Genomic DNA, 20,027 nt, shown 5'->3' on the forward strand with positions numbered 1-20,027 from the left:
CAGTTGATCAGCGCAGCGGTCGCTGCGCGCAGAGTTCGCGGTACAGCGTTTCGAACAGCCGGGTGGTGAGCCCGGCATCTTCGCGGGTGGCGCGGCATTGCGCGGCCCAGGCGAGCCGCAGGCGCAGTTCGTCATCGGCCAGCACCTGGCGGATCGCTTCGGCCAGGCCGGCCCAATCGCCCGGTGGTACCGCCAGTGCGGCGCTCGGCGCCCACTCGGCCAGATGACCCACCGCCGTACCCACCGTGGGCACGCCCACCAGCGCGGCTTCCAGCAACACCATCGGCCCGGCTTCGTGTAGCGAGGACATCAGCAGCAGATCAGCGGACTGCATGATCGGGCGCAATTCGCGCTGCGTCTTGAAGCCCACAAAGCGCACCTGCGCGCTGAGATCCAGCTGTTCGGCCAATGCGTGGATCCTGCCGTCGAGCGTGTCGACACCGACGATGTCCACCACGAACGCCACGCCGGCACGCTTGAGGGCAGCCAGGGCGCGCAGCAAGGTGGTCTGATCCTTGACCGGGTTGAGGCTGGCCACGTGCAGCAGCCGCGCCACACCGCCGCTGCGTGCCCGCGGCGGCGCCGGTGGCCAGGCGCGCAGGTCCACGCCCAGCGGCACACGCTGCGCCGTCACGCCCAGCGCATGCAACGAAGCAATGATGGGCAGGCTGGCCGCGGTGACACGGTCTGCCAGGCGCAGGATCACCGCCTCGCGCAGGCGCCCGCGCCAACGCCGGCGGCCGCCGTAGCCGATGCCGTGCAGCGCGACCAGCTCGCCGCCGGCGATATGCACCACGCTGGGCCGCCGCAGCAGCTTGGCCGCCACCACCGCAATCAAGCTGCAATAGCCTGAAAACAGGGCCTGCACCACGTCGAATGGCGCGCGCCGATGCTCCTCGCGGATCGCGGCGATCGCACGCAGGCGGGTGCGGTGTTGGCCGATGTTGTGCACGGTGGCGCCGCGCAGCATCCAGGTCGCCGGCTCCGGCTCCTGGTGCAGCACGAACACATGCACCTCGTGGTTGCGCGCCAACCAGTCGATCAAGGTCAGAAACACCGGAATCACGCGCACTTCGCCGCTGCGATCCACGCCACCGGGCACCACTACCGCCAGTTTCATTGCCGTTGCCCCGCTGCCGTGCGCAGCACCTGTGTGTAGGCGTCGCGCCATTGCCGGCCCACTGCGGCAAACGACAACCGCGCATCAAAATACGCACGCACCTGCGCCCGGCTGGGGCGCTGGCGTGCGTGCGCCACCAGCAGATCGGACAGGCGCGCGGCATCGCCCACCGGAAACAGCGCGCCCATGGCCGCGTTGTCGCTGAGCGCGCGGAAGGCGGGAATGTCGCTCAGCAGCGGCAGCGTTCCGCAGGCATAGGCTTCCAGCGCGGCATAGCCGCAACTCTCCGCATGGCTGGCAGAGACGAACACATCCGCCGCCCGCTGCAGCTGCTGAATCTGCGCATGCGTGACCTTGCCCAGCAAGTGCACGCGTGATGCAAGCCGTGGGTCGTCATGGATGCGCTGGCGCAGCGCCTCCAGCAGCGGCGCCTCATGGAAGGCGCACCACAGCCGCAGGCCAGGCAAGCGCGCTGCCGCCATGGCCACGGCATCCAGCACGCACAGCGGGTCCTTGCCCTCGCTCAAATGGCCAACCCACAGCACGCATGGGTCGCCGGCCAGGCCGGTGACCGCGCGCGCCTGGATGCGGTCGCCCGGCGTGAAGCGGCTGCTCGATTCGGGGATCGCAAACAGCTGCGTGCGCGGCCCAAACAGCCTGGCACGGACGAAGGGCTGCGCCAGCGCCAGCGAGGTGAACGCGATGCCGGCCGCCGCCGCGTAGCGCGCGCGCCACACCGGCCTGCGCCACCAGCGCGGCGGCCGATTGGCATGGTCCTGCAGCACGATCGGCACCTGCGGCAACAACCTTGCAAGGCGCCGCGCATCGCCGGCAAATTCCAGCCCGTGCACATGGATCACCGCAACGTCGAGCTGCTGCAACAGATCAGCCAGCCGCCGCGCACGTGCGGCGCTGCCGCGCTTGCCAGGGTCGAGAAAGTGATACGCCACGCCCTGCCGCGTCAGCTGCTCGGTGGGCGCAGACACCTGCACTACCGTCACCTGGGTGCCGGTGCTGGCAACTGCTTCGGCAATATCGGCCAGCGATGGCCACTGCGCGAATACCTGCGCGGCATCCCAGCCGCTTGGCGCGGGCAGCAGACTGAGATGGGCCACGTGCACGTCAGTCCCCGGAGCGCAGGTGACGTGCGGCGCGCGCGATGTGAGCACGACTGCCCGCGTTCTGCACGACCCGTTGCACGGCGCGGCGCCAAGACGCCACCTGCACACCGCTCACCATGCCGCTCATGCGAGCCGTCGCAGGCGTAGCACCAGCGCCACCGGCACTTGCAGCGCGGCGGTGTCGAAGCGCGCGCCGGGCGGAATGTCGGCAGGATCGAGCATCGGCTCGGCCACCGCCTCGATCGCCAGATCCAGCGCCGCGCATGCCGAATGCCAATGGCTGTAGAGATGTTGGGTATGGCGGATGGCGTAGTGCTGGCCGTCGGCCTTGAAGTCGCGTCGCCAGCCCAGCGCATGGCCGATCGGATGCACGTCGCTGCACAGCACGCTGCCGCCGATGCGGGTGACGCGCCGCAGTTGCTCCAGCGCCGTCCACAGCCGTGGCAGATGCCCGACCACCAAACCGCACACGGTGATGTCGGCCATGGCATCGCCCACCGGCAACTGTTCCAGGCTGCCCTGCTGCAGGGAGAAGCACGTGGTGGGCCAGCGTTGCGCCAGTTCGTGCGCAGCGCGTTGCAGCATTTCCGGCGAGAGGTCTACGCCAGTGACCTGCGCAGCGCCGCGTTGCAGCGCCTGCAGCATGTAGCGCCCGCTGCCACAGCCGGCATCGAGCACATGCTGGCTGCGCAGGTCGGTGGGCAACAGCGCCAGCATGGCGCGCTGCTCGGCGAGCATCACCGGGTTGTGCGCGTGCGGCGGATACGCCTGCGCCCACAACGCATACGCTGCGGCCGGTTCCAGGATGGGCACACTGCTCATTGCACTGTTCATTGCGCGGCTCCAAATGCCACGCGCGTTGCGACATGCGTGTGCGGCGACAGCAGCTGCACGCCGGGTTCAAGTGCCAGCACCTGTGGATCGGCCAACGTGGCGTCCAGCAATTTGGGGCAGCCATCCAGCAACACCGGCACGGTTGCGATGCCGGCCGCATCGAACCAGTGAGCGAAATCGGGGTCGGCAATCCGCGGTTTGCCATCGCGGATCACCGCGCGCAGCTGGCTGCGGCTGCAGCCCACCACACTCGCCGCAGGCTCACCGCCGCGGTCGCGCACGATCACCAGGTCGGCCACCGCGCCCGGTGCCAGGCTGCCGCGCGCGGGCAGGCGCAGGATGCGCGCCGCTTGATGCGTGGCCAGGCCCAGCAGCAGGTCCGGGGCCAACCCGCTGTCGGTGGCCAGGCGCAGATCGTCGAGCAGGTCGCGCCCGCCGCTGACGCGCGCATCGCTACCCAGCGCCAGCCGCCCGGCCATGCACAGACGCCAGGGGTCCAGGGTCTGGCCGAGCAGCGCCAGATTGCTCGACGGGCACCACACCACGGCCGCACCGCAGGCGATGATGCGGTCGATATCCTGCTCGCCCAGCCCCACGCCATGGATCAACACGCTGTTGCCGGCCAGGCAACCGAGACGGTCCAAGGCGTCCAGCTCCGCGCGTGCAACCGCGTCGGTGCCTTCGGCCAGATGGATCATCCAGGGCTGCTCGGCCGGGGTCGCGGCGAAACTCTCCTGCACCGGAGGACCATAAGCTGGCCCGCCCAACGCATAGCTCCAGCCGAATGCACGCAGGAGCGCCACCGGGAAATCGGCCGCATCCAGTGCGGCGTGCCAGGGATCGTGCTGGGCCACGCAGGTAACCCCGGCGAGCAGATTCTTCAGCCCGCCCTGGCGCAGGCGTATGTCCTTGGGCACCTGCAGCGCAACGGCCACGTCGCGACGCTGGAAATGCGCCTGAAAGGCATCGATCCACGCATAGCTGTTGGCGAACGGTGCGCTCTGCGGCAGCGGCGGCACGGCGTTGATCTGCAGATGCTCATGCGCGTTGATCAGGCCCGGGGCCAGCACATGCCCCTGCAGATCCAGCCGCAGCGTGCCGGTGCCCAGCGTGCCACCGAAGTGGCCGGCACGCAGGGTCACCGGCGCGCGCGATGGCCCGGCCAGGGTGATCGCGCGCGCGCCGTGCAGGCACACATCGGCCATGGCCATCGCGGTCTCCACTCAGCGCTTGCGCATCACGATCAGGAAGTGATCGCCCATGTCGCGCAGCAACGGCCAGCCGCCCATGCGGTCGTCCAACTGCCCCAGACGCGCGGACAGGCGCGGATGGCGCTCATAGAAGTCCACCAGATACGGCGGCGGCAGGAACAGGCTGAGCGCCTGGTAGCGATCGAGCACGAAGTGCTGGCTGAAGGCGCGGTAGAACTCGCGCGGCAGGTGGTACCAGGTCCAGATGGTGTGGCCGTTCATGCCCACCGCGGTCGCACCCTGCGCCGCACGCACCGCCGCGCGCTTGAAGCGGCCGCGCAATGCGTAGTGGCCGACTTCCCACGGGCAGATCCGCCCGATCACCGAAAACACCAGGCAGCCATCCGGGCGCAGCAGGCGTGCGCACTCGGCAGCGACGGCCGGCAGGTCCGGCGCGCAGTTGAGCGGGCCGAAGTTGGAATACATGCCATCGAACTCGCCTTCCAGCCGCTCCAGCTGCTGGATGCCGACATGCGCGGCAGTGAGGCGCTCCTCAAGGCCTTGTCGGGCAGCACGCTCGCGGGTGCGCGCCACCATGGCCGGCGACCAGTCGGTGGCCAGCACGCTATAGCCACGGCTGGCGAACTCGCCTGCATCCAGCCCGGTGCCGCAGCCCAGGTCCACCAGCCGCGAACCGACCGGCAGTTCGGTGGCCACGGTGTCCCATAGCGTGGTGCGCATGCGCTGGATCAGCGCATTATTGCCGCGCGGCCCATCGTAGTCGGCGGCCACGCTGTCGAAGGCACGCTGGGTTTCCAGCAACTGCGACGCATCCACACCGCGGCCACGCCGCGCCAGTGGCTCATTGGTTGCCGACATGCGCACGCTCTCCCACCGGTCCTGCTGTTGTCACGACACTCTCCAGACGCGGCGCCGCACTCACGGCATCGCTTGATTGAACCGTGAGTGCCGGCTGCCGCCACTTTGGTTGCGGCACTGCGTGGGTGCGATCTGGATCGAACGAATGCACTTCGCAGCGCTTACACCACCGCGTGCGGTGGCTGCCCGCGTCCGCCGCGGCGCACGGCATTGCGCAACACCGCGGCCAGTACGCCAAGCGCACCGCCGCCGAGAATGCCGGCAGCCCAGGCCATGATCGCGTTCGGGAACGCCTGGTGGTCCGGCACATACAGTGGCCACGCCAGCGAGGTCTGGTAGGTGTAGCGCTCGGTGAGCCGTGCGACCAGATCGTCACGCTCGGTCTTCAAGGCGCGGATGGTGGTGTTGCTGTCGGTGAGCAGGACGCCGGCCAGCACCTGCGCAGGCGTGGCCTGGCTATTGGCTTGCGGGTTGCCCAGCTGCTGCTGCAGCTGCGTGCGGCTGGCCGTCGCAACGCGCAGGTCTTCGTCCAGGCCGCGCAGGCGCGTCTTCGCGAGCGCCAACGCCGCGGTGTTGGTCTGGCCATGCAATGCCTGCAGCTGCGCCACGGTGGCCATTGCGAGCGTGCGCGCCTGTGTTGCGGAGTCGGCACGGATGGTGATGCCGATCAGGTTGGCATACGGGTCCGGATCGGGTTTGAGACTGCCGCGGTACAGCTGCGCGGCACGGCTCTTCAGCGGCACGCCGGCCTGCGTCAGCACCGCGTCCTGGAACAGCCGCGTCTTCATCCGGTCGATCACCCGCTGGAACGGCTCCACCTTGGGATCACGCCCGGCCGGGGTCGGCCCGATTTCGCCGACCTGGATCCAGGCCGTGGCCTCCCACTGCGGCTTGGCCACACGGGTAAAGGCGAACGTGATTGCCAGCACCACCAGCAGCGCGGCGAGCGCCCAGCGCCACTCGCGCAGCAGGATGCGCCACAGGTCGATCAGGTAGATCTCGTCTTCATCTTTCATCAGGCTTGGCTCGGTAATCGAAAACAAACGGGGGCGGCTACGCGGAGGCAACCGGCACGGCGCGGCGGTTCGGCAACAGCAGCGTGCAGGCGTGCAAGCCCAGGCACAGGCCGATGAAGGCGAAGTTGGTCCAGGTGAATGCCTGCGGGGCGAACGGCGACATCAGGCAGGCGTAGGCGATCCGCAAAAAAATCAGCACTTGGAAGATCGACAGCGACGCATTGAGCCGGCGCACGCTCCACAGCAAGGCGGCATACAGCGCCAGCAGTGCGATCACCGCGCCGGGTGCGCCCCAGGCCATCAGGAACGGGAAGAACTCGGTGCCGACGTTGATGTTGGGCGCATCCAGCGGAATGCTGGTGCCGGCAGTGGCAATGGAGCCGCTCAGCGGCACCAGCTGATTGACCAGAAAACTAGCATTGACGTAGCCCTTGGCCAGGATCGCGCCGAAGTTGTACGGGCCCGCGCTGATGTACAGCAGCAGCCATTGCACGCCTTGCGGCATGGCGCGGTAGAACGCGCTGAAGGGCAGCGCCACGGTGGCCAGCGAGCCCGAACGCAGCGCGCCGAGCACCGAGAACACCGCGCCACCCGCCATCACCAGCAAGGCAATGCGCTTCCAGGGCAGCTGCCGCGCGGGGTCGCGGCGCAGCAACAGCACCACCACGAACGAGAACAGCCCGGCAAAGATGCGGTTGCGGTCGATCACCACGATCGGAAATACAAACCCCACCAGCACCATCACGGTGCGCAGCCCGCGGTGGCGCACGCACAGCAGCGCAACCGGCGGCAGGATCCAGCACATGTTGGAGATGTGCCGCACATGTGCCCGCAGCGGACTCAAGGTGGCATACGAAGACGGATCACTGAACAGCGGAATCGGAAACAACGCCACGTCCAGCAGGCAGAACACCGCCACCCCGGCCGCCAGCGCCATTACCAGGAACGACTCGCGCGTGCCGGCATACCGCTGCAGGCGGAACTGCTGCACGCTTGGCAAGCGGGTGCCCAGCACGCCATCCAGCAACAGGACGACCAAGGCGGCGGCCGCCAGCAGTGCGATCCCGTCCAGATACCCGTCCGGCAACGTGTAGGTCAGTAGCGTCAGCGCACAGCTGAGCAACAGCGGCAGTGCCAAATACGTGGCCGGGCGGCGCAACAGACTCATGCAACACCCCGCTGTGGGCGCAGGCGGCCACTGCGCATCTGCGCAGGCAGCGACAACCACGCATAACGCAACAGGTGGCCCAGCGTTCTGATCGGCTGCCGCCGCAGGAAGGCGACCTTCGCGGCGATATAGTGGGCCTGCGCGCGTAGCAAGCCTTGTTCGGGCGCGTCGAACAGCTCCACGCAGCGCAGCGCCACCTCGCGTGACTCGCTCAGGTTGGCAATACGTGCACGCACATCGGCAGTCTTGCTGAGATTGCTGCCGTGCAAGCGGTAGGCACACACCGGCAGATCGACGAATCCCAATGCATCGCGTGCTGCCAGGCGCAGGAAAAAATCCCAGTCTTCGATCCGCAGCGATTCATCCCAGCCGGTGCGCGCGTCGAAGGCACTGCGTCGCAGCAGCGCCACCGCGCCACTCACCGCCCAATGCCGGATCACCGCGCGGCGCAGGCCGGCGTCCGACCCATAGAGGGCGGTATCCACCCTATGCAGGTCGCGCATGGCGCTGGCATGCAGCAGCTGCCCGTGCTGATCCACCACCCGCGCATCGCCGATCACCGCAAGTTTTTGCGGATGCGCGCGCAGATAGCGCACTTGCGCATCCAGCCCACCTGGCAGCAGGTAATCGTCGCTGGCGCCCAGCCGCAGATACTCCCCCCGCGCGCGCAATGCCAGCTCGTTGAGCGTGGCCGCCACACCGCGGTTGCTGCGCTGGACGAATTGCACCGGCACACGATGGCCATGCAGCGCGATCCATGCGGCGATCCGCTCGCCGGTGTCATCGCTGGAGCCATCATCGATGATGACGATCTCCTTGGACGGGTACGGGTCCTCCAGCACGCTGTCCAGGCAGCGCTGCACGAAACGCGCGTGGTTGAACGCGGGAATCAGCACCGACACCAGCGGCCAGCGCGCAGGTCCGCTCGGGCGTTCCAGCACGCTCATGCCGTCGCCCTCAGATAGCGGCGCACCACCACGATGTTGAACAGCAGATACAGCACGTAGTTGACGAGGAACGCATACATGGCGCCGATCAGGCCGAACTGCGCAGTGAACAGGTACACCAGCCCCAGATAGCTGGCGGCAAACACGCATTCGGACATCACGAACAGCCGCGTCATCGCCTTGGCCAGCATCACGTAGGAGAGCACGAACGCGGCGATCTTGATCACGTCGCCGAGCAGCTGCGGGCCATACAACGGAGCGGCCGCGGCGAAGCGGGCATCGAACAACAACCAGGTCACCCAGTCACGCAACAGGTAGACGCCCGCGGCCATCGCCACCACCGCGGGCATCACGTAACGATAGGCGGTACGCAGCTCGCGCTGCAGCGCCTGGCGGTCCTGCAGCGAGGCCAGTTTGGGCAGGTAATAGACGTTGATCGCGGTGGTAAAGAACAACAGGTAGGCATCGGAGACCCGGCTCACCGCCTGCCAGTAGCCGACCTGCTGCCAGCCAAACTGCAGCGCCAGATGATCACGCACCAGCATGCCCACCAGCTGCGGCACCAGGGTGGCGGTGAGGGTCATCACCGAAAACGCCGCAAGCTGGCGGGTCATCTGCGCATCCAGCCGCATGCGCAGCATCTCGCGCTGGAAATACGGGCTGCGCAGCAAGGCCGGCACGGCGGCGATCAACCACAGCACCTGGCCCAGCACCAATGCCAGCAAGGCACCTTGCAACTGCCACCCGCTGCCCAGCCAGGCGACCAGGGAAACGCTCAGCACCGCCCCGCTCACCTGCACGATGGCGAGCCGGCGCACGTCCATGAAGCCGTTGATGATCGCCAGGATGTAGTTGACCAGCGCGATGCCGATCTGCGCCACCGCCAGCACACAGATAAGCCAACGCGCCTGTGCATCGCCCAACAACCGTTCGGCAAGCACGTCGCTGAAGACCAGCGCCAGCACCGCCATCACGCACGCCGCACCACAGGCGTAGCCGAGCGCCGCGCTCAATAGCCGTTGCAGCGCGAGTGCATCGCTGCGGTACTGCGCCACGTACTTGACGATCCCGGCGCTGATGCCACCACCGGCCAGCACCGCCAGCACCGACATCAGGGCCAGGAACTGCCCCAGCCGGCCAACTCCCTGCGGGCCGGCAAACACCGCCACCAACTTGATCACCACCAGCGCCGCCAGCAGCTTGGCCAGCGTTGCAACGCCGGTGTAAGCGCTGCTGCGCAGCAGATTCACGGTGCGCTACCGAATACTTGGCAGGCGGTGATGACGCGGCTGACGGCCGCATCGTCCAGCGCCGGGCTCATCGGCAGGCTCAACACTTCGCGATGCAGCTGCTCGCTGATCGGCAGGCAGGTATCGCCCAGCGTTGCATAGGCCGGCTGCAGGTGTGGCGGCACCGGGTAATGGATCTGGGTCTGGATGCCGAGGTGCTGCAGATGGCTTTGCAAGGCATCGCGGCGCGGGCTACGCACCACGAACAGATGCCAGACGTGCTGCTCGGCATGCGCCACCGGGGGCAACGTGATCCAGGGGTGATCGATCTCTCGCAGGTAGCGCTGGGCCACTGCGCGGCGCTGAGCGATCTCCTCATCCAGATAGCCCAGCTTGACGCGCAAAAAGGCCGCCTGCAGCTCATCCAGGCGCGAATTGACCCCCTGGAACAGGTGCTGGTATTTCACCTCCGAGCCATAGTTGCGCAGCGCGCGCACGCGCTCGGCCAGGCGCGGGTCGGAGGTCACCACCGCACCGCCGTCGCCCAGCGCACCAAGGTTCTTGGTGGGAAAAAAACTGAACGCCGCCGCATCTCCAAACGCGCCGGCACGCACGCCATCACGGCTTGCGCCGTGCGCTTGCGCGGCGTCTTCGATGAGCAGCAAGCCATAGCGGTGCGCCAACGTTTGCAGTGCCGGCATGTCGGCAAGCTGTCCGTACAGATGCACGGCCAGAATGGCGCGCGTGCGCGGCCCGATGGCACGCTCCACCTTGCACGGATCCACGTTGAAGGTGTGCGGATCCGGCTCCACCGGCACCAGCACCAGATGGTTGTGGCTGATCGCCAGGAACGTCGCAATGAACGTATTGGCCGGCACGATCACCTCATCGCCCTCGCGCAACACGCCCAGCTCGCGGTAGGCGCGCAGGATCAGCGACAACGCATCCAGCCCGTTCCCCACCCCCACCGCCTGCTGCACGCCGCAGTAGCTGGCGAACTCCTCTTCGAACGCCGCCAGCTCCTGGCCAAGCACATACCAGCCCGAATCGATCACCCGCGCAGCGGCGGCCTTGAGCGCATCCGCGTAGCGCGCGTTGACGGCACGCAAATCCAGAAACGGCACATCCATCACAGCGTCCACAAATAGAAATCCTGCACCACGGCGCGCGCGCCGAAACGTTCCTTCTGGGTGACCAGCCCGTCGTTGAGCACCTGCCCGCCCTGCTCGGTCGAAATGCCAAAACTGAAAGCATGTCGCTGCGCGTACACCGTGCCGATCAGCTCGCCCAACAGCAGACTCAAGGCATCCAGCTGGCGTCCGCGCTCGGAGGCGGCCAGATACTGGGTGTGGACGGTGCGGCCAAAATCGAACACCAGCGCGGCGGCCAGCAATTCGCCTTCCAGGCGCGCTTCGTGCAGCAAGATCTCGTTCGGAAAGCGCCCCTGCAGCAGTTGCAGTTCGTCCAGCCGATGGGTTGGCGTGGCGTCATGGCGGTGCAACACATCGCTCAGCAAGGCATGGAAGGCAACCAGATCCGTACTGGTGTGGATCTGGATGCCGGCCTTGCGCGCTTTGGCAATGGCGCGGCGACGTTCGGCACTGAAGGCAAATGGCTCGCGCAGCGCAATCGCCGAGGACAGGTCGCGCCGGCACAGCTGCGCGCCCAGGCGATGCAACGCATACAGGTCTTCTTCGGCCGGAAAGGCATGAAACAGATGCGGCACCGGCTTGTACGCCACCTCCTGCACGCCCTGCGCCCGGTAGTGCGCGCCAATCAGGCCGAATACCTCCAGCGTGCCGGTCGCACGCAGCGCACTGGACGAAAGCAAACCAGCGTAGGTCAGCCCGGCATGACTGCTCACCCGCGCGCCCTCCCGGTTGGCTGGCAACACCGCCACGATTGCTCCCTCGCGCTCGATCAGCAGCGACGCGTCGGTAAAGCGCTCGGCGTGATAGTCCATGTAGCCGCGCCGATGCAGCAGGTTGCCGTTGCGCGAGCTGGCCACCAAGTCATCCCAAGCCTGCGCATCATCAGCGTGGTATGGCCTAACCGAAAACATGGCGCCCCTGCAGCTGCATCGGCAAGGGGGCCTCGGCCAGACCGAAGCCATCGCGCCCCATCGCGTTGCCGTTGTAGAACATCAACACGCGATCGTCCTGCTGGATCAGTGCCGGGTAGCACAGCGTGTGCGCATCCCATCCGTCCTGCGACAAGGCCAGACCCAACTGGCTGTCGTCCCGCGCCCAATGCACACCGTCATGGCTGTCGGCAAAACCGGGGACATAGCCGCCATGGATATCGCCACGGGTGAAATACATCAGGTAGCGCTCGCCCAAGCGATACACCCGCGGGCGTCCGATGCGGTATTCGTCGCCAACAGGCGCCAGGCACACCACGTCATCGCGTGGAATCTGCTGAAGATCCTCGGTCTGCGCATAGCGGATGTGGTAGCGCGGAAAGGGCGTACCGCCAATGACTTCCCACGCGTCGCCCACCGCATACCAGAGCCGCCAGACGCCATCTTCGAAGCGTGCCGAATGCACCGCGGCAATCGTGCTGCGCCCTGGCGCGCGATCCAGCAATGGCGTCTCCTGGCGACGCTGGAAGCTGTCGCCACCATCGGTGGACACGGCCAACCCGGTGAAGGCGAGAAACTTTGCCTTGGCCACCTGCTGAAAGCCGACGTAGAACATGTACAGGCCATCGGGCCCGTCCACCACATCGCCCAGAATGATGCCGTTGTCGTCGAAACATCCGTCGCGGCCGATATCCAGCACCGGCTGCGCACTGACACCGACGACCTGCGTGGGTGCGTCCGCGCGCACATCGACATAACCGATGCGGCTGACGCCCTGCGCATCGCGAAATCCCGCGTACACGCGCAACACCTCGGCCGAACGCCGGTACGGCGTGGGTGTCAGCGCCGCATGTTGCATCCAGCCGCCCACGCCATCGCGCGCGACGTCGAAGACCAGGCCCCGTTTTTCCCAGGCGAACATCGGCTCAGAGCACCACGTCGAGACTGGACTTACCGGCCACCGCGCGCGCGGGCGCACCGACATAGACGCGTTGCGCTTCGGTATGCCGCGTCACCAAGGCACCGGCGCCGATGATGTTGTCCTCGGCAATGCGCACCTTGTCGCTGAGCGTGGCATTGACGCCGAGGAAACTGCGCGCCCCGATCTCGCAATAGCCGGACACCACCACATGCGATGCAAGAAACACGTGGTCATGCACCACGGTGCGGTGACCGATGTGGTTGCCGCTCCACAGGATGCAGTTGTCGCCAATGCGCGTGAACGGCTGGATGACATTGCCTTCGAAGATGAAACAGTTGGCGCCAATCTGCGCATTGCGCCAGACGAAGGCGCGCGAGCTCACATAGCTGGCACAGCGGTAACCCCGCTGCAGCATGTCTGCATAGAAGCGCGTGCGCAGCCGGTTGAGCTGCGTGGCGGGAATCGCCACAAACACCTCCACTGCCTCCGGCGGGTAATGCAGCTCCAGGTCTTCGTACGGCAGTACCGGCAACTCGGCCAGGGTGGGCCGCAGCAGGAAATCGCGTTCCACGCTGAAGGCCACCACGTCGTAGTCGCTGTCGTGCTGAAAATACTCGCAGGCGATCTGCGCAAACTCGCCCGCTCCAATGATGACCAACGGCTTGCGCATGCTCATGCCTCCAGCCGGCTGACGCCGCGGGCTTCGGTGAGGAATTCGTCGTAGTCCAGGATGTAGTCGCCCGGGTCGTAGTACTGGTCGGCCAGCACCATCAGTACGCAGTCGTCGCTGAAATGATGCAGGTCGCGCCACACCATGCGCCCGAGCAGTACGCCCTGCGACGGGTCGTCCAGCACCACTTCTTCCGGGCCTTGGCCCTGGCCTTCATCCAGCAGCAGCGTCACCGACCCATGCAGGGCAACTGCCAGCTGATTGAGCTGGCGGTGCGCATGCTGGCCGCGATGCACGCCCTGGCGCGTACCGAAGATGTAGTACACGCGACGGATCTCGAACGGGACGTTGCGCTGCTGCTCCAACGAAATGAGCAGCCCGCGGTCGTCGCCGTGCGTATGCAACTGGATGCGTTCGATGGCCATGTTTCGGGGGCGTAACCGCTGACTGCACGTAGTGCGACATGCCTGAGTGCGTCCGGATGTGCGAAAGGTTGCGGCCCGTCACGCCATGCGCACACGCCAGACAGGCACGCCCATCTCGGTGCGCACACGCCCATACACGACGCACCGGCGGTGCGATTTCACGGCGATGCAACCTTTCGTCGGCATCGCCGCACATATCCGTGCACGTTCACCTGGCTGTCATGGCCGGCGTGGGGAGCGCAGGCCCGGCGACGCATCGCATTGCCGGATCCAACGACCACCTCCGAAGAGGACCCCAACCCGATGAATGCCCCACGGCATGCCCCTGACATGTCCGCCAGTAACGGCGCCGACGCACTGCCGCCGCCGTCGGCGACCACCGCGCCGCGCGTGGTTCCCCTGCCCCGCTCCATGCGTGTCCTGCACTGGCTGACGGTGCTGTGCCTGGTAATGGCCGCCAGCCTGATCCTGCTGCGCGCCGAACTGGAGGGCCGCGCCCTGCGGCAGTGGTTGCTGGAAGGCCACCGCCACTTCGGCCTGATGGTGCTGTTGCTCTTTGTCTTACGCGTCAGCCTGCGTCTGCGCTTGCGCGCCTTGCCGCCCGGGCCGCCCTCGCCGCTGATCATGCGCCTGGCTGCCGGTGGCACGCATGTGGCGATGTACGCGCTGATGCTCGCGCTGCCGCTGATCGGCTGGTCGCTGAGCAATGCCTACGGCAAGACGGTCTACCTGTTCGGGATAACGCTGCCAAACCTGGTCGCCGCGGATGAGGACCTGGCCGACACCCTCGGCACCTGGCACTTGAATGCGGCCTGGGCACTGCTCGCATTAGTCACGGTGCATATCGTTGCCGCACTCGTGCATCACCTGGTGTTGCGCGATGGCCTGCTGCATCGCGTGCTGCCCGGCAAACACCACCGATGACCCGCTTCCTGCTGCCCGCCCTCGCCCGCTCCCGTACCGCCGAACAAGGACTTCCCATGCCTTCCACACTGCCCGCCCCCCGCCGCACCCATGCCGCACGCACGGCGTCGCTGACCTCCATGTTGTGCGTGTCCGGCCCGTTGCTGCTGCTTGCCAGCACCCAGGCCCAGGCCATTCCCTCGTTCGCGCGGCAAACCGGTTCGTCGTGCGCAGACTGCCACATCGGTTCCTACGGTCCCTCGCTCACGCCCTACGGCATGCGCTTCAAGCTGGGCGGCTTCACCGACACCGACGGCAACGGCACCAAAATCCCGGCGTCCGGCCAGCTCACCTGGGCCCGCACCAACCCCAGCCGCGGCGACAGCACCGCGCGCCTCACCCAGGCCGACCTGTATCTGGCCGGCCGGGTCAACGACAACATCGGCGGCTATTCGAAGATCCGCTCCAACAACAGCGGCAATGCCACCTTCGACACGCGCCTGGACGATGTGGATCTGCGCTTTGTCAGCAAGCCGTTCCAGATGGCGGGCAAGGACGCGATGCTCGGCGTCAGCGTCAATAACAACCCCGGCATTTCCGACCCGATCCACGTACTGCCGAATGCCTCGACGCTGACACCGGCCTCCAATGGCGGCGCCTCCACGATGCTCAGCTCCTCGGCACTGTCCAACCGCGTGATCGGCGCCAGCGTGTACGGCCTGTACGACCGCAACTGGTATGGCGAAGTGGGCACCTACAAGGCGCTCTCCACCGATACGCAGGACCGCCTGGGCTGGCCCATCAACGGCGACCCGGGCAGGCTCAGCGACACCAGCTATGCACGCGTGGCCTACATGAAGGACATGAAGCGGCAGTTCTTCTCGATCGGCATGACCGCGTTGAACACGCGCCGCCAGCGGCCGCGCAACGGGCCCAGCGACGACCTCACCGACCTGGGTTACGACCTGACCTATCAGTTCCTCGGCACCCGCGAACACACCATGTCGCTGGCCTACGTCAATGTCTACGAGCGCCGCAAGTACGGCAGCCCGCTGGTGTCCTCGGACCCGAGCATGGGCCCGCTGGATCGCGGCAGCGTGCGTGACCAGACCCTCAGCATGAACTACGCGTTCAAGCAGACCTACGGCGTGCTGGCCGCGCACATGATCAACACCGGCTCATTCGATGCGGCGCGCTATTCGCCGGTCGGCATTCCCGACACCACCAGCAATCTGATCCTGGTGTATTGGAGCCCGTTCGGCCGCGAAGGCACCTACACCACCAACGCCAACCTGCGCGTATCGGCCGGCTGGTTCCGCTTCGACAAGTTCAACGGCAGCACCTCCAACGTGTTCCGTGGCCCCCCGATCACCAACCCGCGCGATCTGGACAGCTTCTCGCTGTCGGTGAACCTGGCGTTCTGATCCCCATCGCTGCACGTACTCCCACGGACCCCCATGCATCCATTCCACAAGACCCTGTTGTGCGCCCCGCTCGCCGGCCTGCTATTGGCCGGCGCCACCTTGGCACCGTCGGCACGTGCCGCCGACGGTGCGGGCAAGGACACCTTCATGGCCGAATGCGCCGAGTGCCACAGCGCGGCGCAAGGCAAGAACAAGAAAGGCCCGTCCATGTTCGGCATTGGCAACCGCCAGGCGGCCAGCCTGCCGGACTACAGCAACTACTCGGACGCGCTCAAGAACAGCAAGTGGCAGTGGACGCCGGCACAGCTGAAGACCTACCTGTCGCAGTCTTCGTCCAAGGCGCTCCCCGGCACCAAGATGAAGTACGAAGGCCTGGATGATCCCAAGGAGCTGGACGCACTCATCGTCTATCTCAACAGCCTCAAATGAGGCTGGGCATGACCGGCAGCGGGCGGTCAGGCGCGGTGCACGGCGCCTGACTGCCCTGGGCCAGCCGCGTTGTCGGCAGTGATTTGTTCGCGTATACGAACGGAACTGCTGTTGCCGACGCGGCTGCACCTGGCCCGACCGGGCAGTATCGCCCACCGTTCATCGTAGACACCCACCGTTGCCGCACGCCTTCATCGCCAGCGCCGATTGCCCGCCCTGCTATGCCCAATTGAGCATGGCAGCGGGCAGCTGTGGGCCATGCTGACCCCGCCTGCCCGCCTGCGCCGCGGCGCTTTGGCCTCCTTTCGAAACGCAGGCTACCCGTGGCCCGGCCGCCACCGCGTCCGCAGCCACGGCCTATGGCTCGCCCTGGCGCTCACGCTGGGGCCGTGCAGCCACGCCCTGGCTGACAACGTAGGCGGCGCTGTTTCGCTGTCCTCCAGCCTGATCGACCGCGGCATCTCGATCGCGCCGGACAAGGCCACCCTGCAGATGGCCGGCTATTGGCTGCCCTCACCCGGGTGGTCGGTCTCGGTGTCCGGCGCGCTGCAGTCGCCGTCATTGAGCGACCCGGTGGCGGTCACCGCCCAGATCGGGCGTGCCTGGATGCTGGGCGACCGCTGGCAGATGCAGGCCAGCGCGCTGTACTACGGCTACCCGACCAATCAGGCCACGCGCACCTTCGACCGTCAGGAAGGCAGCCTGGCCTGGTCCTACCGCGATGTGCTCACCTTCTCGGTCTCGGTCTTCAACTTCCCGCGCGCCGAGCAGTCGCCGTGGAATGTGGCGGTCGACGTCACCGCCAATGTGCCGCTGCGTCACGATGTCAGCCTGGTGCTGGGCGCGGGGTCGTCGCGATTTCCGGCAATGGCCTACGGCGCCAGCGAAGCCGGCCGCTATCAATACGGACAGGTGGGCCTGCGCTGGAGCCGTGCCGGCTGGGCGTTGAAGCTGGAGCGCGTGATCACCAGCAGCAACACCCCGCGCATGCAGGGCGGGCCGGGCGAAACCCCCTGGCTGAGCAGCGTCTCCAAGTCGTTCTGATCCAGACGCAACCTTTTGCCCGGTGATGGGCACTGACCGATAACCTTTGCAGCGCCTCTTCGATGACTGACACCGATACCCTGGGTGACGCGACCGACCGCATGCTGCTGCGCCGCATGGCTGCGGGCGACCGTGACGCCCTGGCGACCATGTACACCGCCTATCACGGGCGGCTCTGTCGCTTCCTGTCGCGTCTGACCCGGCGCCCGGACATCATCGAAGAAGCGATCAACGACTGTTTCTGGATCGCCTGGCAAAAAGCCGGCGACTTCCGCGGCGATTCGCAGGTGTCGACCTGGATCATGGGCATCGCCTACCGCTGCGGCTTGAAATGCCTGCGCCAGCATGACGGCGAGGCCATCGACGACACCGCCACGGTCGAAGACCATGCCCCCAGTACCGACGACAACGACGACCGCGAACTGCGCGACTGGCTCGACAAAGGCATGGAACGGCTGTCGCCGGACCAGCGGCTGGTGATCGAACTGGTTTACGGCGTCGGCCACAAGCTGGAAGAAGTCGCCGAAATCATGCAGTGCCCGGTGGGCACGATCAAAGCCCGGCTGTTCCATGCGCGGGTCAAATTACGCAATGTGCTGCCCGGCCTGGCCGGCAGCGCGCCATCTACGGAGACCATGCAATGAAGACGTTCTTCATCGCGCCGGGCAAGGAATGCTCGCACGCCTGGGAGTTGATGCCCGCCGTCCTGCTGGACAGCGCCAGCGAAGAAGAGAACACCTGGCTGATCGCACACGTGGCCAAGTGCCCGTCGTGCAGCGCCGAGTTCGCCCAGCAGAGCCGCCTGCGCCAAGCGCTGGCCCTGCCCTGCGCGGTCAAGCTGGATGCCAATGCCGGCCTGCTGCGGCTGCTCGGCAAGATCGATGCGCCCGAACAGGTGCCGGTCCCGGCACGCGCACCGCCGGCCCGCCGCTCAGGCAGCTGGACGGTCCGCGCGCTGGCCGCCGCCGCCCTGGTGCAGGCAGTCGGCCTGGGCGTCATGGGCGTCAAGCTGGCTGCGCCGGCGCCCGTGCACGACTACCGCACGCTCAGCAGCGCCACTGCCTTGCCGGTACCGAAGGGCGCGATCCGGGTGGTACCGGATGCCGCCCTCACCGTCGCCGACTGGGATCGCCTGCTGCATGCACAGCAGTTGCAGGTGGTGGGTGGCCCCAACGAAATGGGCGCCTACACCGTGGTGCCGGCCGCACAGCCGCCGGCGCCGTCGCAACAGACCGTGCAGCAGCTGCGCGCCACCCCGGGCATCCGGCTGGCCGAGATCGTGTCCGCGCCATGACCACGCCCTGGGCCATCGGTCTGCTGGCGGCGCTGCTGAGCCTCACCGCCCCAGTGTGCGCGCAGGCGGCCGATCCGCAGGCCATCGCCGCGGCTGCCGAGGCAGAGAAAGCGGACGCCGACGCGAAGGTGCCCGACAGCAGCCGCGACATCCTGCTGGCGGTGGCCAACCCGCTCACCGCGCCGCCGGCGCGTGCCGGCTCCAGCCTGATCGGGTACGCCTCCAGCTACTACGGCGCCGGCCAGCATGCGGCCGCCCGCATGGAAGCGTTGAAGCAGCGCTACCAGTTGCGCGAAGTCTCGGCCTGGCCGATCACCTCGCTGGGCCTGTATTGCGCGGTGCTGCACCCGCCGGCCGGTGTCTCGCGCGACGAATTGATCAAGGCGCTGTCCGACGACGACGGTGTGGAGCTGGTGCAACCGGTGCAGGAATTTTCGGTGTTTTCCACCGATGCCTCGGAAAAGACCGGCGCCCTGACCAGCTACAACGACCCGTACGTGGACCTGCAACGCGGCTTCATCGCCACCGACGCGGCAAGTGCGCAGGCCGTCACCCAGGGCCGCGGTGTGACGGTGGCCGTGGTCGACACCGGCGTGGACACCAGCCACCCGGATCTGAAGTCACGCATCCGCGAGGTGCACGACCTGGTGGACGACACCCCGGTCACCACCAGCACCGATTCGCACGGCACCGAAGTGGCCGGCATCATCGCCGCCGGCAGCAACAACCATCAGGGCATCGTCGGCATGGCGCCGCGGGCCATGCTGAGCATCTACAAGGCCTGCTGGTATGCCCCCAGCGCCGGCAGCACCGGCAGCACCGGCAGCACCGCCCGCTGCAATTCGTTCACCCTGGCCAAGGCGCTGGCGGCGATCAACAACAGCTCCGCGCGCGTGGTCAATCTGAGCCTGGGCGGCCCGGCCGACCCGTTGCTGCGCAAGATGCTCACCCACCTGGTCGACCAGGGCCGCATCGTGGTCGCGGCCATGCCGCCGAACGGGCGCCTGGATGGCTTTCCGAACGATGTGCCGGGCGTGCTGGTAGTGCGCAGCAGCAGCGCCACGGCTGCACTGCCCGGCGTGCTCAGCGCACCGGGCAAGGACATCCTGACCACCCAGCCCAACGGCCGTTACGACTTCACCTCCGGCTCGTCGATGGCCACCGCGCATGTCAGCGGCATGGCCGCGTTGCTGTTGTCGCTGTCGCCATCGATGGACGCCAACGCCTTGCGTGCGCTCATGCAGCGCACCAGCAAGGTCTCCGATGGCCAGTTGCAGGTCAACGCCGGCGCCGCGGTCGACGCGCTGGCGCTTTCCAAACACTCCAACTGAC

The 20,027-nt window shown here is 67.0% G+C and carries 21 protein-coding genes; 7 read left to right on the plus strand and 14 right to left on the minus strand.

All coding sequences use genetic code 11. The features are described from left to right. Positions 1-7: 7 nt before the first annotated feature. The 14 genes from QRM89_RS04150 to QRM89_RS04215 all read right to left on the minus strand — a co-directional run bounded on the left by QRM89_RS04150 (position 8) and on the right by QRM89_RS04215 (position 13,601). On the minus strand, positions 8-1,120 hold the full coding sequence (locus QRM89_RS04150; RefSeq protein ID WP_161961911.1) for a glycosyltransferase family 4 protein: 1,113 nt from the start codon (positions 1,118-1,120) through the stop codon (positions 8-10). Beyond that, positions 1,117-2,241, minus strand: coding sequence for a glycosyltransferase family 4 protein (locus tag QRM89_RS04155; RefSeq protein WP_285447347.1), 1,125 nt, complete (start codon positions 2,239-2,241; stop codon positions 1,117-1,119). Before QRM89_RS04155 ends, QRM89_RS04150 begins: the two co-directional genes overlap by 4 nt. Before the next feature lie 123 nt (positions 2,242-2,364). Beyond that, positions 2,365-3,063 carry a class I SAM-dependent methyltransferase gene (locus QRM89_RS04160; protein ID WP_285447348.1) on the minus strand — a complete coding sequence of 233 codons (699 nt, stop codon included), beginning with the start codon at positions 3,061-3,063 and terminating at the stop codon, positions 2,365-2,367. An 8-nt stretch (positions 3,064-3,071) separates the two neighbouring features. Beyond that, complete coding sequence (locus QRM89_RS04165) at positions 3,072-4,286, minus strand: amidohydrolase family protein (RefSeq protein WP_285447349.1); 1,215 nt, start codon at positions 4,284-4,286, stop codon at positions 3,072-3,074. A gap of 12 nt (positions 4,287-4,298) precedes the next feature. Then, positions 4,299-5,144 carry a class I SAM-dependent methyltransferase gene (locus tag QRM89_RS04170; protein WP_228439991.1) on the minus strand — a complete coding sequence of 282 codons (846 nt, stop codon included), beginning with the start codon at positions 5,142-5,144 and terminating at the stop codon, positions 4,299-4,301. Positions 5,145-5,305: 161 nt separating this feature from the next. Further along, complete coding sequence (locus QRM89_RS04175) at positions 5,306-6,160, minus strand: Wzz/FepE/Etk N-terminal domain-containing protein (protein ID WP_285447350.1); 855 nt, start codon at positions 6,158-6,160, stop codon at positions 5,306-5,308. Positions 6,161-6,197: 37 nt separating this feature from the next. Continuing rightward, positions 6,198-7,328 carry a hypothetical protein gene (locus tag QRM89_RS04180; protein WP_285447351.1) on the minus strand — a complete coding sequence of 377 codons (1,131 nt, stop codon included), beginning with the start codon at positions 7,326-7,328 and terminating at the stop codon, positions 6,198-6,200. Next, positions 7,325-8,275: a glycosyltransferase gene (locus QRM89_RS04185; RefSeq protein WP_285447352.1), complete on the minus strand. Its 951-nt coding sequence runs from the start codon at positions 8,273-8,275 to the stop codon at positions 7,325-7,327. Before QRM89_RS04185 ends, QRM89_RS04180 begins: the two co-directional genes overlap by 4 nt. Continuing rightward, positions 8,272-9,525: an O-antigen translocase gene (locus QRM89_RS04190; RefSeq protein ID WP_285447353.1), complete on the minus strand. Its 1,254-nt coding sequence runs from the start codon at positions 9,523-9,525 to the stop codon at positions 8,272-8,274. Before QRM89_RS04190 ends, QRM89_RS04185 begins: the two co-directional genes overlap by 4 nt. After that, on the minus strand, positions 9,522-10,634 hold the full coding sequence (locus QRM89_RS04195; RefSeq protein ID WP_285447354.1) for a DegT/DnrJ/EryC1/StrS family aminotransferase: 1,113 nt from the start codon (positions 10,632-10,634) through the stop codon (positions 9,522-9,524). The genes QRM89_RS04190 and QRM89_RS04195 overlap by 4 nt, the downstream gene beginning before the upstream one ends. Beyond that, positions 10,634-11,566: a GNAT family N-acetyltransferase gene (locus QRM89_RS04200; RefSeq protein WP_285447355.1), complete on the minus strand. Its 933-nt coding sequence runs from the start codon at positions 11,564-11,566 to the stop codon at positions 10,634-10,636. The genes QRM89_RS04195 and QRM89_RS04200 overlap by 1 nt, the downstream gene beginning before the upstream one ends. Further along, positions 11,553-12,506 (minus strand): hypothetical protein, encoded by a 954-nt coding sequence (locus tag QRM89_RS04205; protein ID WP_285447356.1) that lies wholly within the window; start codon positions 12,504-12,506, stop codon positions 11,553-11,555. The genes QRM89_RS04200 and QRM89_RS04205 overlap by 14 nt, the downstream gene beginning before the upstream one ends. A 4-nt stretch (positions 12,507-12,510) precedes the next feature. Beyond that, positions 12,511-13,182, minus strand: coding sequence for an acetyltransferase (locus tag QRM89_RS04210; RefSeq protein ID WP_115572841.1), 672 nt, complete (start codon positions 13,180-13,182; stop codon positions 12,511-12,513). Beyond that, positions 13,179-13,601 carry an FdtA/QdtA family cupin domain-containing protein gene (locus QRM89_RS04215; RefSeq protein ID WP_114997883.1) on the minus strand — a complete coding sequence of 141 codons (423 nt, stop codon included), beginning with the start codon at positions 13,599-13,601 and terminating at the stop codon, positions 13,179-13,181. The genes QRM89_RS04210 and QRM89_RS04215 overlap by 4 nt, the downstream gene beginning before the upstream one ends. A 330-nt stretch (positions 13,602-13,931) precedes the next feature. On the opposite strand from QRM89_RS04215, the gene QRM89_RS04220 reads away from it, so the two are divergent. The 7 genes from QRM89_RS04220 to QRM89_RS04250 all read left to right on the plus strand — a co-directional run bounded on the left by QRM89_RS04220 (position 13,932) and on the right by QRM89_RS04250 (position 20,026). Next, complete coding sequence (locus QRM89_RS04220; protein WP_042598873.1) at positions 13,932-14,525, plus strand: cytochrome b/b6 domain-containing protein; 594 nt, start codon at positions 13,932-13,934, stop codon at positions 14,523-14,525. Between the two features lie 56 nt (positions 14,526-14,581). Next, positions 14,582-15,928 carry a cytochrome c gene (locus QRM89_RS04225; protein ID WP_042599102.1) on the plus strand — a complete coding sequence of 449 codons (1,347 nt, stop codon included), beginning with the start codon at positions 14,582-14,584 and terminating at the stop codon, positions 15,926-15,928. A 33-nt stretch (positions 15,929-15,961) separates the two neighbouring features. After that, on the plus strand, positions 15,962-16,357 hold the full coding sequence (locus QRM89_RS04230; protein WP_042598872.1) for a c-type cytochrome: 396 nt from the start codon (positions 15,962-15,964) through the stop codon (positions 16,355-16,357). Positions 16,358-16,615: 258 nt separating this feature from the next. Then, positions 16,616-17,401: a hypothetical protein gene (locus QRM89_RS04235; protein WP_285447357.1), complete on the plus strand. Its 786-nt coding sequence runs from the start codon at positions 16,616-16,618 to the stop codon at positions 17,399-17,401. Between the two features lie 62 nt (positions 17,402-17,463). Continuing rightward, positions 17,464-18,045, plus strand: coding sequence for a sigma-70 family RNA polymerase sigma factor (locus tag QRM89_RS04240; protein ID WP_011036842.1), 582 nt, complete (start codon positions 17,464-17,466; stop codon positions 18,043-18,045). After that, complete coding sequence (locus QRM89_RS04245; protein ID WP_285447358.1) at positions 18,042-18,695, plus strand: zf-HC2 domain-containing protein; 654 nt, start codon at positions 18,042-18,044, stop codon at positions 18,693-18,695. The genes QRM89_RS04240 and QRM89_RS04245 overlap by 4 nt, the downstream gene beginning before the upstream one ends. After that, positions 18,692-20,026, plus strand: coding sequence for a S8 family serine peptidase (locus QRM89_RS04250; RefSeq protein WP_285447359.1), 1,335 nt, complete (start codon positions 18,692-18,694; stop codon positions 20,024-20,026). Before QRM89_RS04245 ends, QRM89_RS04250 begins: the two co-directional genes overlap by 4 nt. Position 20,027: the final 1 nt, after the last annotated feature.

Origin of the sequence: Xanthomonas sp. LMC-A-07, assembly GCF_030208825.1 — a bacterium.
Taxonomy (GTDB): Bacteria; Pseudomonadota; Gammaproteobacteria; order Xanthomonadales; family Xanthomonadaceae; genus Xanthomonas; species Xanthomonas campestris.